Genomic DNA, 14,814 nt, shown 5'->3' with positions numbered 1-14,814 from the left:
ACTCACTAGTAGCTTCGGGTCAAGACTTCGATCATTCTCCCGGGGTCAGCACTGTTCAAGTACTGACAGTGACCACTATGGTGTCCAGCACCATGAGCATTCATGACCGATATCGGTTGAGTGCGGTGATCAACGCCAGGGGCACCTACACCCCGCTGGGGGTGTCACGGAGTTCCGACGGGGTGGCGGAGGCCGTCGCACAGGCATTGCCCGAGTTCTTCGTGATGGCCGAACTCGGTGACCGGGCGAGTGAGACGATCGCCCAGGTCACCGGCGCCCAGGCCGGCGCCGTCGCGCACTGCACCGCGGCCAGCCTCACGCTGGCCGTGGCCGCGACCATGACCGGCGTCGACCCGCGCCGGATCGCCTCGTTGCCGGACGCAACGGACATGCACAACCGGGTCGTGCTGCCGGCGTGCCACGTGATCGATTACGGACACTCGAACCTGCAGGGCATCCGGCTGGCCGGTGCCCAGGTCGACCTGGCCGGGGACGAAACCCGTTGCAGCATTGAAGATCTGGAGGCCGAGCTCGACGGCCCCGACGTTTGTTGCCTCGTCCTCGTATCGTCCCGGCTGACCGACTGCCCGCAGATCGACCTGGTGGCGGCGATCCGCGCCGCCCACCGCCGCGGCGTACCGGCGATCATCGACGGCGCCGCGCAGTTCCCGCGGGTGGCCGACCTGATCGCCACCGGCGCCGACCTGGTGCTGGTCAGCGGGCAGAAGTACCTCGCGTCGCCGACGGCAGGGCTGATCGCTGGGACCTGGCCGTTGATCCAGGCGGTCCGGGCGCAGGAGAAGGGCATCGGGCGCGGGATGAAGCCGACCAAGGAGGCGATCGTCGGGGTCATCGCCGCGCTGGAGGAATGGCAGGCCCGGGACCGGATGAAGTGGGAGGCGGACGAGCTGGCGAAGGTCACCGCGTTCGCCGAGGCCGCGGCCCGGATCCCCGGTGTCACGGCGGACGTCGTACCGGACCCGACCGGGCTGCAGGTGTCGCGGGCGGTCCTCACGGTGCCGAACGCGCACGACCTCGCCACGCAGCTCGAGGCCGGCTGTCCGTCGATCTATGTGATGACGGAGCGCCTGCCCGACGACCAGTTGATGCTCGAGCTCGTCCCGCTCACCAAGGACGAGGTCGCCACCATCCTCGCGAGGCTCTGGTCGCTGCTGACATAGCGAAGCCCCGAACTCCTCTGCAGGAGCCCGGGGCTTCGCTTAGTTTCAGTGCTGGTACGACTTACGCGGGCCGCTCTCGCGACGCGGGCCGCTGCTGTCCCGACGCGGGCCACTGTTGCTGCGACGCGGGCCACTGCTGCTGCCGCCGAAGCGACGACCGCCACCGCCACCGCGCTGCGGCTTGGGGGCGGGCAGACGCACCGGGTGGCCGGACGGCGTCTTGCCACCGGTCAGCTCGGTGACGAGCTCGTCGCCCGGACGGGCGCGGACCGGCTCGGCCTCGACACCGGCGGTCTCGGCCATCCGGATCATGCCCCGACGCTGGTGCGGCAGGAGCAGGGTGACGACCGCACCCTTGCCACCGGCGCGCGCCGTACGACCGGCGCGGTGCAGGTAGTCCTTGTGCTCGGCCGGCGGGTCGGCCTGGACGACCAGGCCGACGTCGTCGACGTGGATACCGCGCGCGGCGACATCCGTTGCCACCAGCACCGGAACCGAACCGTCCTTGAACTGGTCCAGGGTGCGGTTACGCGCGCCCTGGGTCAGGCCACCGTGCAGCGCCGCGGCCATCACGCCACGGTCGCGCAGCTGGGTGGCGACGCGGTCGGCGCCCAGCTTGGTGCGGACGAAGACGATGGTGCGGCCGTCGCGGCTGGCCAGCTCGGCCGTCAGCGACTGCTTGTGACCCGGCTCGATGACGAGCAGGTGGTGCTCCATCCCGGAGACCGTGGCCTGGCCGGACTCGGTCGAGTGCGTGACCGGGTCCTTCAGGTAGGTCTTGACGATCTTGTCGACGTCGTTGTCCAGCGTCGCCGAGAACAGCAGCCGCTGTCCTTCCTTCGGCGTCATGTCCAGCAGCGTGGTGACAGCCGGCATGAAGCCCATGTCGCACATGTGGTCGGCCTCGTCGAGGATCGCGACCTCGACCGCGCCCAGGTCGGCAGCGCCCTGCTCACACAGGTCGATCAGCCGGCCGGGGGTGGCGATCAGCAGGTCGACGCCGCGGCGCAGCGACTCGATCTGCTTCGGGTAGGGCAGGCCACCGGCGATGAGCTTGAGCGAGACACCCATCACGTGGGCGAGCGGCTCGAGCGCGTCGTGCACCTGCATCGCGAGCTCGCGGGTCGGGACCAGGATCATCCCGCGCGGGCGGCGCGACTCGGTGTGGCCGCCGGCCAGCCGCATCAGCGTCGGCAGGCCGAAGCTCAGGGTCTTGCCGGAGCCGGTCTGGCCACGGCCGAGAACGTCCTTGCCGGCCAGCGCGTCCGGGATGGTCGCGGACTGGATCGGGAACGGCGCGCTGATGCCGTCGCGGGCCAGCCGCTGCACGAGCTTCGGGTCCAGGCCCAGCGCCGCGAACTGGTTGTCCTCGGCAACGGTGACCGGCTGCTCCGGTGCGTTGTCCTTGCGCCGGGTGTCCTCGGCTGCGTTGCCTTGATAGGCGGGCCGTTCACGATTCACGTAGGGCTTGTCCTCACCGCGGTTGAAGAACGAGGGGCGCTCGTCACGCTGCTGGTACGACGGCTTGTCGTCCCGGCGCTGGTACGACGAACGATCGTCGCGCTGCTGGTACTGCGGGCGGTCGCCACCACGAGCGCGGTCGTCACGCTGCTGGTAGGTCGGCCGGTCATCACGCTTCTGGTACGCCGGACGCTCGTCCCGCGACTGGTACGACGGCTTGTCGTCCCGACGCTGGTAGGAAGGGCGCTCGTCGCGCTGCTGGTACTGCGGGCGGTCGCCACCACGAGCGCGGTCATCACGCTGCTGGTAGGTCGGCCGGTCATCACGCTTCTGGTACGCCGGACGCTCATCGCGCTTCTGGTAGGCAGGCTTGTCGTCGCGACGCTGGTACGACGGGCGCTCGTCACGCGACTGGTACTGCGGGCGGTCGCCACCACGAGCGCGGTCATCACGCTGCTGGTAGGTCGGCCGGTCATCACGCTTCTGGTACGCCGGACGCTCATCGCGCTTCTGGTAGGCAGGCTTGTCGTCCCGCTGCTGGTACGCGGGGCGCTCGTCGCGCTGCTGGTACGCCGGACGCTCGTCGCGCTGCTGGTAGGCAGGCTTGTCGTCACGGCGCTGGTACGACGGGCGGTCGTCGCGGCGGGGCTGCGTGCTCCGGTCGGAGCGGTAACCCTTGGCCGGGGGACGACGGTCGTCGCCGCGGGAGTCGTCGCGCTGCCCACGGTCGGAGTACTGCGAGGGGCCGCCACGACGCTCCGGGCGGTCGTCACGAGCTACCGGCGGAGTCGATGCAGGGGTCTGCCCCATGCGCTCGCCGTACGACTGGTTCTGGAATTTCTTGTGCCGCGGCTTCTTGGAGCCCGCGTTGTCATCAGAGCTAACAGGGTGGTGCTGAGTCACAATCTCTCTCTCGAAAATCGCGGACGACACCCCGAGTGGCCCGCACGCAGAGGCCGGGCAGCTTTTGAGCTGACCGGTCTGAGGAACAGGCAGGAGATAGGCATCGACCTGCGGGTGCTATCGCGTTGCACCCTCGGCGCCGGACTTTCAGCGGGTGCTGAAACCGACGGGTCGGAGCGCCTGGAAAGAACTCTGGTGACGCGACTCGCGCACCGACACCTGACAAGTGTACAGGAATCAGCCCCTGGGTCTGACCATGATGCCGATCACCAGACCAGTGATCCAACTGGTTGCGGGTTGCAGTTCAAGTGAGCTTGAGTTCTTGGAGTGCGGTTCTAGGGTGGCGGTATGGCGGAGGAGAACGTCCCGAGCAAGGACCACTGGCTGTCCATCGGGGAGATCGCGCATCGGTCCGGGGTCGCGGCGTCGGCGTTGAGATTCTACGAGGACCAGGGCCTGATCGGTTCCCGGCGGACGGCCGGCAACCAGCGGCAGTACCAGCGCAGCACGCTCCGGCGGATCGCCTTCGTGCAGGCCGCCCAGCGGGTCGGTCTGGCGCTCGCCGAGATCCGCGAGGCCCTCGATTCCCTCCCTGAGGACCGCACGCCGACCCGTTCGGACTGGAGCCGCCTGTCGAAGGGCTGGCGGACGCGGCTCGACGAACGGATCACCGAGCTCGAGCGCCTCCGCGACGACCTCGACGGCTGCATCGGCTGCGGCTGCCTCAGCCTGCAGCGCTGCAACCTCTACAACAAGTCCGACCGCCTCGCCGAGCGCGGCCCCGGCGCCCGCATCCTCAACGTCGGCATCCCGGGCGAGTAATCACTGGTGCGCCCCACCCCGGTAGGAACGGGCCCTGCGGTACGGGCGTTTGAGCCGCGGCCGGATGAAGAACACGTACGTCGGCGGCGCGGCGACGATCAGTCCGACCACACCGACCTTCCACCCGTAGAACCACGGGTGCTGCGGCCGCTGATCCGCGGGGATGGCGGCAACCACCCTGTCGACGTACCCCTGGATCGACTCCCGGTCGGACGCGTCCAGGCCGTCGGCCCCCAACTCCTTGGCCATCTGCACCAGCCGCTCGCTCTGCGCCTCGGTGAAGCCCGGCAGCGTCGCGCGTCCGCCACCGAACCCACACGTCAACTGACCACCGCCGGTGACGTTGAAGGCGACCTTGTTGTTGCCGCACTCGTCCCCAGGATGCTTGAAGCCGACCTTGTACGTGTAGCTGTCGGCGTACTCGCTGACGAACCCCACGAAGGCCATGGTGATGCCACCGCCGAACCATGCCATCACCGCGAGCACGGCCACGAGCAGTAGCAGGAACTTCCCCAGCATCCGCATGAAATCAGCGTAGGACTGGTGGTCCGGGCCCGGTCCCGAACGGATCCAGGGCTGGTCCAGGGTCATAGGCGGGCGGTTATGGATGGCATAGAACCGGTGGTGGGTTTCGCGGGTTAACCCCCGAGTTCTTCCCGAACGGGTGCGGAAAAACGGTGAGCGGGGCAGGCTCCGGCATGTAGCGAACAGTAGCCCGCTGGTCGCTTTCCGCCACTGATCCGGAGTGAGGCCCTCCCATGTCGCATCGCCGTATCCTGTCCTGTCTCGCGGGGCTCGCCGCCGCCGCACTCGCCGTACCGGCCTTCGCCGCCGCTCCGGCCACCCCGTCCAACGTGTCGACCGAGGCCACCCGCGCCGCGTACATCGGTTCGCCACAGGACGAGGCCGCCACCAAGGCGTTCTACGACGCGGTCATGAAGTCCGCGCTCGCCAAGCAGGCCAAGGCCAAGGCCTCCGGCCAGAAGCTCGACGCCGTCACCGTCACGTACGCCGTCGACGCCCCGACCTTCGCCGGCCAGATCAGCCGCAGTACGCAGATCTGGAACTCGTCGGTCAGCAACGTGCAGCTCGTCGAGGGCAGCAACTACGACTTCTACTACACCGAGGGCAACGATTCCCGCGGTTCGTACGCGTCCACCGACGGCCACGGCAGCGGCTACGTCTTCATCGACTACGCCCAGGCCCAGCAGTACGACTCCACCCGGATCACCGCCCACGAGACCGGCCACGTGCTCGGCCTCCCGGACCACTACTCCGGACCGTGCACCGAACTGATGTCCGGCGGTGGCCCCGGCCCGTCCTGCACCAACCCCAACCCGGACGCCAACGAGCGCTCCCGCGTCAACTCCCTGTGGGCCAACGGCAAGGCTGACACCACCGCCTTCACGATCGCCCGCTGACTCACACCAATTTCTCCGGCTCGACCTTCCCGGCAGGGGGTAGGTCGGGCCGGAGTGCTTTACCGTGCAGGTTGTGGATTTTTCTGAGGTAGTCCGGCGGCGCCGGATGGTCCGATCGTTCACCGACGAGCCGGTCGCGGCCGACGTCGTACGACGGATTCTTGATACTGCTCGGCGCGGTCCGAGCGCGGGTTACAGCCAGGGCGTCGAATTCGTGGTGATCACCGATCCTGCGAAGCGTGCTGTGATCGCGGCGACCGGCGACGAGATGTTCGAGCAGCTCCAGCAGCCCAACTTCGCCGCGCAGGCTCAGGTCCATGTCGTCATCTGCGTCAGCCCCGCGATCTACACCGGCCGCTACCAGGAATCCGACAAGCAGGAACTCGTCAGCGACACCTCCCAGGACGACCTCTGGAAGGTCCCCTACTGGTACACCGACGCCGGCGCCGCCCTCTCCCTGCTCCTCCTGGCCACAGTCAACGAGGGCATCGCCGCCGCCTTCATCGGCGGCGTCGACCACGACCTGATCCGCAACCTGGTCGGCATGCCCACGTCGTACATCCCGGTCGGCATCGCCCTCCTCGGCCACGAGGCCCCCGACGCCAACCAGTACGGCGACGTAGCCGCCCGCCCCCGCAAACGCCGTACCTATAACGAGGTCGTCCACCACAACACCTGGTAACCCTCCCGTTCCGTACCGGCGTCGTGCCCAAAGGTGGGCCCGCTGCTCTTTGTGCACGAAGCTCAACTTTGGGAAGCCACCAACCATCTGAACGGGCTCCACGTGGTTGGTGGGTACCCAAAGATGCGACGCGTGCACAAAGACGCGGTGCGTGCACAAAGGTGGGTGGGCTGCTCTTTGTGCACGAAGCTCAACTTTGGGAAGCCACCAACCATCTGAACGGGCTCCACGTGGCTGGTGGGCACCCAAAGACGCGACGCGTGCACAAAGACACGGCCAGTGCACAAAGGTGGGTCGGCTGCTCTTTGGGCGCGGGTGGGCACCTTGTGCACCCACCAACCATCTGAACGGGCTCCACGTGGTCGGTGGGTACCCAAAGACGCGACGCGTGCACAAAGACGCGGCCAGTGCACAAAGGTGGGTCGGCTGCTCTTTGGGCACGGATGGGCACTTTGGGAAGCCACCAACCACTTCGAGGGGCTGTGCGTGATCGGTGGGTACCCAAAGTCGAGCTTCGTGCACAAAGACACGGCGATCCACCTTTGGGCGGGTTGGGCGGGCGGGAGGGGAGGCGGGGTTGGAGCGGGCGGGGTTGGGGCGGGGTTGGAGCGGGTGGGATTGGGGCGGGGTAACGAAGTGGGTTGGGTGGGGGCGGGGTGACGCGGAGCGGCCGTAGGGTGGGTGGATGCGTCGATGGGTGGGGATTTCTGTCGCGGCGACCCTGGGGGTGGGGACGCTGACGGGGTGCGGTGTACCGGCCGGTGGCGTCTTCGCGATGACGGCGGACGGGACTGCCGTCGTACAGATGTGTGAGGGGCAGATCGACGGCGCCACGCTGTATCTGCCGGATCCGCACGTGCCCGAGGGCGAGGAACCGCACGACGAGACGATCGGCAAGTGGGTCTCCGACCCGGCCGCCTCCGGATTCTCGCAGTTCAGCCTGGCCAAGGGCGGGAACGGGTGGACGTTGAACGGCCGGCTGAAGCCGCGCGACCCGAAGAAGCGCTACACGATCTACGGCTGGTCCTACGACAACCAATGGTCGGCCGCCCACCTCGACTTCAGCCAGGAGGAGCTGGCGAAGCTGAAGCCGAACGAGTTGATCAGCCTCCCGACCGACCTCCCGGAAGAGGACGTCGAGGTACCGAACCGGGTCTGGACCTTGGCGGACTTCAAAGCCAAGGCCTGCCAGGTCTACAACTGATATGCGTCGCTGGGTCGGGATCTCGGTCGCGGCGGCCCTGGGGGTGGGGACGCTGACGAGCTGCGGCGTGCCGGACGGTGGGGTCTTCGGAGTACTCGGCGACGGGACCGCCGTCGTACAGATGTGTACGGGGCATATCGACGGCGCCGAACTGTTCCTCGCGGATCTCAGTGACGATCCGCACGACGAGCAGATCGGCCGATGGACGGCGGATCCGGAGGTCTCGGGGTTTTCGCAGTTCAGCTTGAAGGACGGCGGGAACGGGTGGACGTTGAACGGTCGGCTGCGGCCGCGCGATCCGGGGAAGCGGTACACGCTCAAGGGCTGGACGGCTGATGCGAGTTGGTCGACGACCTGGCTGCAGTTCAGTCAGCACGAGCTGACGAAGCTGAAGCCGGGTGAGCTGGCGGGTCCGCCCACCGACTGGCCGGAGGACGAGAACGCGCCGGAACCGCCTAACCGGGTGTGGACGTTGACGGACTTCAAAGCCAAGGCCTGCGAGGCGTACGGCTACTAGCGGGCCGGGCCGGTCGTGTTGCGGACGACCAACTCGGGGCGGAAGAGGAACTCCGTCTTCGGGGTGGCATGGCCGCGGACTTCTTCGAGCAGGGACTGTACGGCGGCCAGCGCCATCGACTGGACCGGTTGGCGGATGGTCGTCATCGGCGGATCGGTGAACTCCATCATCGGAGCATCGTCGTACCCGACGACCGACAGGTCGCTGGGGACGGTGAGGCCGCGTTGGCGGGCGGCGCGGATGACGCCGAGGGCCATCATGTCGGAGCCGCAGATGATGGCGCTGACGCCGGCGTCGAGCAGCGGCTGGGCGGCGGCCTGACCGCCTTCGACACCGAACATGCTCAGCGAGACGAACGGCTCCAGGTCCTCGTCGGTGACGCCGAGCTGGGCCTTCATCGAGGTCCGGAACCCGGCGAGTTTGCGCTGGACGACGATGAACCGCTCCGGGCCGGACGCGAAGCCGATCCGACGGTGGCCGAGGGCAACCAAATGCGTGACCGCGAGCTCCATCGCCGCGTTGTCGTCCGAGGAGACGAACGGCGCCTGGACCTCGGGCAGCCAGCCGTTCACGAAGACCACCGGCAGGTGCCGTTCGACCAGCGACTGGTAGCGCTCGTGATCCGCGCCGGTGTCCGCGTGCAGGCCGGACACGAAGATGATTCCGGAGACACCGCGCTCGAGCAGCATCTCGACGTACTCCTCCTCCGTGGCGCCGGAAGGAGATTGTGTGCAGAGCACCGGCGTGAAGCCGCGCTGGGACAACGCGGACTCGATCACCTGGGCGAACGCGGGGAAGATCGGGTTGATCAGCTCCGGCATCACGAGCCCGATCAGGCCGGCCGAACGCCGCCGCAGCCGGGTCGGACGTTCGAATCCCAGTACGTCGAGTGCCGTCAGTACCGACTGTTTCGTGTCCTCAGCGACCCCCGGTTTGCCGTTCAGCACCCTCGAGACCGTCGCCTCACTGACCCCCGCCTTGGCCGCGATATCCGCGAGCCTTGCTCTCGTACTCATTCCTCCGCCTCGCTTCGCTCAGCTCCGGAATGAGTAAAACCCGCTGTACTTTCGGTTCGCTCGCTCCGCTCGCTCACTGCGGCACCATACAGACCCCTCGTTGACATTGCAGCAAGAAGTTGCAAGAAGTTGCAGGCTGAGAGTGTTCATAGGTGTCCACTGGGTGAACAGAATGGACAGGTCACACCCTGCATCCCTTGTCAGGAGGAGCGGGGGAGGCGAGGATAAGCGCACCCCCGCCCGGGGGCCTTTACTCGGATCGTCCGGCACGTTCCTGCCGGTGAAGGGATGTACCCAGTCATGGCTACTGTGTCTTTCAAGGCCGCCACCCGGATCTACCCCGGTGGTGACACCCCCGCCGTCGACAAGCTCAACCTCGAGATCGAGGACGGCGAGTTCATGGTTCTCGTCGGCCCGTCCGGATGTGGCAAGTCCACCTCCCTGCGGATGCTGGCCGGCCTCGAAGAGGTCAACGAAGGCTCGATCTACATCGGCGACCGCGACGTCACGCACCGTCCGCCGAAAGAGCGCGACATCGCGATGGTGTTCCAGAACTACGCCCTCTACCCGCACATGTCGGTCGCGGACAACATGGGCTTCGCGCTGAAGATGCAGGGTGTCTCCAAGGAGGACCGCGCCAAGCGCGTCCTGGAGGCCGCCAAGCTGCTGGGCCTCGAGGAGTACCTGGACCGCAAGCCGAAGGCGCTGTCCGGTGGTCAGCGTCAGCGCGTCGCGATGGGTCGCGCCATCGTGCGTAACCCGCAGGTCTTCCTGATGGACGAGCCGCTGTCGAACCTCGACGCCAAGCTCCGGGTCCAGACCCGCACCCAGATCGCCGAGCTGCAGCAGCGCCTCGGCGTCACGACCGTCTACGTCACCCACGACCAGGTCGAGGCCATGACGATGGGCGACCGCGTCGCCGTACTGAAGGACGGTCTGCTCCAGCAGGTCGACACCCCGCTGAACCTGTACGACAACCCGAAGAACCTCTTCGTGGCCGGCTTCATCGGCTCCCCCGCGATGAACCTGCTCAAGGGCGACCTGGTCGAGGGCGGCGTCAAGCTGGGCGACTACACGATCCCGGTCGCGCGCGACATCCTGGCCAAGGCCGGTAGCGACAAGACCGTCTCGATCGGCGTCCGCCCGGAGGCCTTCAAGGTCTCCGACAACGGCCTGCCGGTGAAGGTCGCCGTCATCGAGGAGCTCGGCGCCGACGCCTTCCTCTACGGCACCGCCGAGCACGACGGCAACCACCAGCAGATCGTGGCCAAGATCGGCGCTCGCATGAACGTCGAGAAGGGCTCGCTGATCCACCTCGAGGCGCAGACCGACAAGCTGCACCTCTTCTCCTCCTCCACGGAAGAGCGCCTCACCGCCTGATCTGCACAGCACTGACACGAAGGCCCCGGAGTTTCGACTCCGGGGCCTTTCTGTTGTTCGCGGTCCTAGCATGGCCCGATGACTTTCGCTCCTGGCCGATCGATCGCCCGCCGTGACATCCACCGCAACGGAATGATCGCCGCGGTACAGACCACGCGGGTCGTGCGCGACGACGCGGAGGCGCTGCTCACCTGGATCGCCCCCGGATCGGACTGCATGCTGCGCGGCACCCGCGACGGCGAGCTGATCCGCAAGACATCGCTCGCGGAGCGGGACGAGACGCCTTCCATGCTCTGGCCGCGCCCCTGGGAAGGCCGGCACGCCCTCATCCGCACCGGGCCCGACGCCGACCATTCGGTCTGGTGGTTCTTCGACCTGGAGATGCGCTTCGAAGGCTGGTACGTGAACCTGGAGTCCCCGGTACGCCGCTGGTCGGCCGGAATCGACATCCTCGATCACGCACTGGACATCGTGGTCGAGCCCGACCGCACCTGGTCCCTGAAGGACGAAGACGAACTGGCCGAGCGCATCGGCCACCCCGCCTACTGGACCGCAGCCGAAGCAGCCCACTTCCGCACCACCGCCCACCGAATCACCACCGCCATCGAAGCCGCCCACTTCCCCTTCAACGGCCACTACACAGACTTCCGCCCCGACCCGTCCTGGGCCCCAGCCGACCTACCCCCGTATTGGGACACCGAGGTCAGAGACTTCTCGATCTAACACCGTTTGTCGAGGTTCACGGGGATCTACTGTCTCTGGGGGTGCCTGTTGCGATTTGGCGGATGCTGTTCCCCGAACCGGTTTGGGGAGCGATGGCGCGGCAGGTGATCGGTCGCGGGGGCTGGGCACCTCGGTTGGCCAGTAGCCCCGCCTCCCCGAAGGTGCTCGGCCCGTCCGGCCGCTCGGATTCGGCCGGCGGCGTACGCGGTGGCTGGTCGTCTGCCGGCCTGCGGAATTTGGCTGGTTATCCGTTGAGGTTGGCCCTTCTCTGCTCATATTTTGAGGGGAGAACCGGCAACTTGCGGGGAGATCCCCTCGTTTCTGCACCGCAACCGAAGCCCGGAAGCTCAAGCAGCGGACACGCGGTCGCCGACCTCGCCAACCACCTCAACCACAGGCGCGGCCAACCACCCTGTCGTTCAAACGGCCTCAGCGCGACCAACCACCGCGTGCGTCGCCGGCCGCATCCGAGTGCACCCCGCCCCAAACCCGGGGTGGACGGGGCGCATGCGGATTGCGTTAGTTGACGTCTCGGCGTTGGAAGATGACGCCGGCCAGGAGGACGGCTACCAGGGTGAGGATGCCCAGGTACCAGGCGCCGTGTTCGAAGGTGAGGGTCTTCTCGATGGTTTCGCAGACGTAGTTGCCGTCGTTGGTCTGGACCTTGCAGTTGTTCAGGTAGTAGGTGGTGTCGTGGAGGACGAAGGCGTCGAAGTTCTTGCCCAGGAGCCAGGGTTGGGCCGACTGCAGGAAGCTCCCGAAGACGGCTTCTACCAGGACGATGTAGCCCATCACGACGCCGATCGCTGCCGCGGTGTGGCGGAGGATCAGGCCGACTACGGAGCCTAGGACGGCGCCCATGGCGGTCGTGACGACCACGCGGACCGCCGTACCGATGACGTCACTCCAGTCGGTGCCTGCGGTTGAGCCGAGTTGGGCGGTGATCAGGTACGTACCCAGGGTCACCACGCCGGTGATCACCACCGCGACTGGGACGAACCAGAGCCCGGCGGCCGCGATCTTGCTGCCGTAGACGCGCATCCGGCGCGGTTCGAAGGTCAACCAGTTGCCGATGGCCCCTGAACTGAACTCGGCCGCGACGAAGCTCGCGCCGATCAGGAAGCCGGCGAAGAGCAGGAAGTACGACGAGCCCTGCAACAGGTTCGGGATCAGCTCCGCGAACTTCGCCTGCGGCTTGCCGTAGTCCTCGGCCTTGGGTTCCGGGTAGGCGCAGACCTCTTCCATCTTGGCGCCCGGGTTGGCGTTCTGGTCCCAGCCCTTGCGGCACTCGGCCTCGTTCTCGACGTGGTGCTCGGCCCACTCCTTGTGCGAGCTCTCGAACTGCACCTGGGACTGCCGCTGCTCGGCCTCCGACAGCGGCCGGGCCTCGCGCCACGTCACGAACAGCAGGAACGCCGTGATCAGTACGACGCCTGCCACGCCGATCATGGTGATCCGGCGCGCCGTCAGCCGGCGCAGTTCCACTCCGGTCAGGCGGATCACGCCAGCCCCTCCCCTGCGGTCAGCTCCAGGAACACCGACTCCAGGTCGGCCCGGATCGGGACCAGTTCGTTCACGTACAACTGCTGGTCGGCGAGCCGCTTCGTCAGCTCGGCCGGGTGTTCGACACCGTCCACCAGCAGATAGTTGCCATCGGCCCGTACGGCGAGCCCGGCCGCGGTGAGCACCCGCGTGGCCGCCTCCCGGTCGTCGACACCGACCTTGACGGTGGTCGTCGTACCGCCGCCGATCACCTCGGCGACGGTGCCGGAGGCAAGCAACCGGCCGTGGCCGATGATCGAGACGGTGTCCGCGACCTGCTCCACCTCGGCCAGGATGTGGCTGCTCACCAGGACCGTCTTGCCCTGGTCGCCGAGCCCGCGCATGGTCTCGCGGATCTCCCGGATACCGGCCGGGTCGAGGCCGTTGGTCGGCTCGTCGAAGATCAGCAGGTCGGGGTCCTTGAGCAGCGTGGCCGCGATGGCCAGCCGCTGCTTCATCCCGAGCGAGTAGCCCTTGAACCGGTCCTTGCCGCGCTCGGCCAGCGAGGTCTGCTCGAGCACCTCGGTGACGCGCTGCTTCGGGGCCCCGATGGCCGCGGCGAGCAGCTCCAGGTTCTTGCGGCCGGTGAACGCCGGGAAGAACTTCGGGGACTCGACGATCGCACCGACCCGCCCGACCACCTCGGGAAGGCGGGCCGGTACCGGCCGGTCGAAGACCGTCATGGTGCCGGCGTCGGCCCGGATCAGGCCGAGCAGCATCCGGATCGAGGTGGTCTTCCCGGATCCGTTGGGACCGAGGAAGCCGTGCACACCCCCGACCGGGACATCCAGGTCGAGTCCTTGCACCGCCACTACTGTCCGGCCGCGCCGGGTCCGGTACGTCTTGCGCAGACCGCGCGTACTGATCGCCAGGTCAGGCATGCCACCCCTCTCACGTTGTCCCCCGGTGTGAGGGGACGAACATCCTTGCAGAGGAAGACTCCACTGACGGCTGTTTGGTTGATCGATCGCCACTTGTTGCAATCTGCTGCAATATTGAATGGATACAGTCGACCATCAGAGGAGCCTCGTCGTGAGCACCCGACCCCCGTTGCCACCGTTCACCGCGGAGACCGCCGTACAGAAGGTCCGCGCCGCGGAGAACGCCTGGAACAACCAGAATCCGGAGGCGGTCTCGCTCGCCTACACCCCGGACACGTACTGGCGGAACCGGGACACCTTCGTCTCCGGTCGCGAGGAGGTCGTTGCCTTCCTCACCCAGAAGTGGGCGCGCGAGCTGGACTACCGGCTGATCAAGGAGCTGTGGGCCTTCACCGACGACCGGATCGCGGTCCGGTTCGTCTACGAGTGCCGGAACACCGACGGGCAGTGGTTCCGCTCGCACGGCAACGAGAACTGGGAGTTCGACGAGAACGGCCTGATGCGGGTACGCCGGGCGAGCATCAACGACCAACTGATCTCGGAGTCCGATCGTCTGTTCCGCTGGGACGCCCCGGGGCCCCGTCCGGACGACCACCCGGGGCTCACCGATCTGGGGCTGTGACCTAATACCCCCGCGAGGTATCCGAGCAGACTTGCATTGGATACCTCTAGGGGGTACTTTTTTGTCTGTCGACATACCCCATAGGGGTAGCAGGGTGCGAGGAAGAGGATCCGCCATGACCACTGAGCAGACCGATGCTGGGACCACTGAACACGTCCACGGCTACACGTCGGAGAAGTCCAGCCACCTCAAGCGGTTGCGGCGGATCGAGGGCCAGATCCGCGGTCTGCAGCGGATGGTCGAGGAGGACAAGTACTGCATCGACATCCTGACCCAGGTGTCGGCGGCCACGAAGGCGCTGCAGTCGTTCTCGCTCGAGCTGCTCGACGAGCACCTGTCGCACTGCGTGGTCGAGGCCGCACAGAAGGGCGGCGCGGAGGCGGAGGAGAAGGTCCGCGAGGCCTCCGACGCGATCGCCCGCCTGGTTCGTAGCTAATACACCTTTTCGAGGAGATCGAT

15 protein-coding genes are annotated in these 14,814 nt (G+C 67.2%); 10 read left to right on the top strand and 5 right to left on the bottom strand.

Annotated features, from left to right (window positions below; genetic code table 11):
• Positions 1–92: 92 nt before the first annotated feature.
• Entirely contained in the window at positions 93–1,181 is a 1,089-nt protein-coding gene (locus tag OG474_RS21870) for an aminotransferase class V-fold PLP-dependent enzyme (protein ID WP_405064207.1), read from the top strand.
• A gap of 45 nt (positions 1,182–1,226) precedes the next feature.
• Here the strand turns inward: OG474_RS21870 and OG474_RS21865 are convergent, their stop codons facing one another.
• Positions 1,227–3,545, bottom strand: a complete 2,319-nt coding sequence (locus OG474_RS21865; RefSeq protein ID WP_405064206.1) for a DEAD/DEAH box helicase — start codon at positions 3,543–3,545, stop codon at positions 1,227–1,229.
• 348 nt (positions 3,546–3,893) lie between these two features.
• Between OG474_RS21865 and soxR the strand changes: the two genes are divergently transcribed.
• Positions 3,894–4,367: a redox-sensitive transcriptional activator SoxR gene (gene soxR / locus OG474_RS21860; protein WP_405064205.1), complete on the top strand. Its 474-nt coding sequence runs from the start codon at positions 3,894–3,896 to the stop codon at positions 4,365–4,367.
• On the opposite strand, the gene OG474_RS21855 is transcribed toward soxR, so the two are convergent.
• Positions 4,368–4,892, bottom strand: coding sequence for a hypothetical protein (locus tag OG474_RS21855; protein ID WP_405064204.1), 525 nt, complete (start codon positions 4,890–4,892; stop codon positions 4,368–4,370).
• Between the two features lie 233 nt (positions 4,893–5,125).
• On the opposite strand from OG474_RS21855, the gene snpA reads away from it, so the two are divergent.
• The 4 genes from snpA to OG474_RS21835 all read left to right on the top strand — a co-directional run bounded on the left by snpA (position 5,126) and on the right by OG474_RS21835 (position 8,191).
• Positions 5,126–5,788, top strand: a complete 663-nt coding sequence (gene snpA, locus OG474_RS21850; protein WP_405064203.1) for a snapalysin — start codon at positions 5,126–5,128, stop codon at positions 5,786–5,788.
• 73 nt (positions 5,789–5,861) lie between these two features.
• Positions 5,862–6,470 carry a nitroreductase family protein gene (locus tag OG474_RS21845; RefSeq protein ID WP_405064202.1) on the top strand — a complete coding sequence of 203 codons (609 nt, stop codon included), beginning with the start codon at positions 5,862–5,864 and terminating at the stop codon, positions 6,468–6,470.
• Positions 6,471–7,155: 685 nt separating this feature from the next.
• A complete protein-coding gene (locus OG474_RS21840; RefSeq protein WP_405064201.1) occupies positions 7,156–7,674 on the top strand; it encodes a hypothetical protein in 519 nt (172 codons plus the stop codon).
• Between the two features lies 1 nt (position 7,675).
• On the top strand, positions 7,676–8,191 hold the full coding sequence (locus OG474_RS21835; protein WP_405064200.1) for a hypothetical protein: 516 nt from the start codon (positions 7,676–7,678) through the stop codon (positions 8,189–8,191).
• Here the strand turns inward: OG474_RS21835 and OG474_RS21830 are convergent.
• A complete protein-coding gene (locus OG474_RS21830) occupies positions 8,188–9,207 on the bottom strand; it encodes a LacI family DNA-binding transcriptional regulator (RefSeq protein WP_405064199.1) in 1,020 nt (339 codons plus the stop codon). The genes OG474_RS21835 and OG474_RS21830 overlap by 4 nt on opposite strands.
• 300 nt (positions 9,208–9,507) lie before the next feature.
• Between OG474_RS21830 and OG474_RS21825 the strand changes: the two genes are divergently transcribed.
• Both OG474_RS21825 and OG474_RS21820 read left to right on the top strand, forming a co-directional pair.
• The gene (locus OG474_RS21825; protein WP_391542196.1) at positions 9,508–10,587 is read left to right on the top strand and encodes an ABC transporter ATP-binding protein; all 1,080 of its coding nucleotides are present in this window, start codon (positions 9,508–9,510) and stop codon (positions 10,585–10,587) included.
• A 78-nt stretch (positions 10,588–10,665) separates the two neighbouring features.
• Complete coding sequence (locus tag OG474_RS21820) at positions 10,666–11,310, top strand: DUF402 domain-containing protein (RefSeq protein WP_405064198.1); 645 nt, start codon at positions 10,666–10,668, stop codon at positions 11,308–11,310.
• A gap of 519 nt (positions 11,311–11,829) precedes the next feature.
• Here OG474_RS21820 and OG474_RS21815 read toward each other — a convergent pair.
• Together OG474_RS21815 and OG474_RS21810 are read right to left on the bottom strand one after the other, a co-directional pair.
• Positions 11,830–12,813 (bottom strand): ABC transporter permease subunit, encoded by a 984-nt coding sequence (locus tag OG474_RS21815; RefSeq protein WP_405064197.1) that lies wholly within the window; start codon positions 12,811–12,813, stop codon positions 11,830–11,832.
• Positions 12,810–13,733, bottom strand: coding sequence for an ATP-binding cassette domain-containing protein (locus tag OG474_RS21810; protein ID WP_405064196.1), 924 nt, complete (start codon positions 13,731–13,733; stop codon positions 12,810–12,812). Before OG474_RS21810 ends, OG474_RS21815 begins: the two co-directional genes overlap by 4 nt.
• A gap of 151 nt (positions 13,734–13,884) precedes the next feature.
• Here OG474_RS21810 and OG474_RS21805 point away from each other — a divergent pair, with 151 nt between their 5' ends.
• Both OG474_RS21805 and OG474_RS21800 read left to right on the top strand, forming a co-directional pair.
• Positions 13,885–14,355 (top strand): DUF1348 family protein, encoded by a 471-nt coding sequence (locus OG474_RS21805; RefSeq protein WP_405064195.1) that lies wholly within the window; start codon positions 13,885–13,887, stop codon positions 14,353–14,355.
• A gap of 115 nt (positions 14,356–14,470) precedes the next feature.
• Entirely contained in the window at positions 14,471–14,791 is a 321-nt protein-coding gene (locus OG474_RS21800; protein WP_405064194.1) for a metal-sensitive transcriptional regulator, read from the top strand.
• Positions 14,792–14,814: the final 23 nt, after the last annotated feature.

This window comes from Kribbella sp. NBC_01505, from assembly GCF_045040285.1.
In the GTDB taxonomy this organism is placed as follows: domain Bacteria; phylum Actinomycetota; class Actinomycetes; order Propionibacteriales; family Kribbellaceae; genus Kribbella.
Note: the sequence above shows the minus strand (reverse complement) of the source record. Positions and strands in the feature narration are given on the sequence as shown.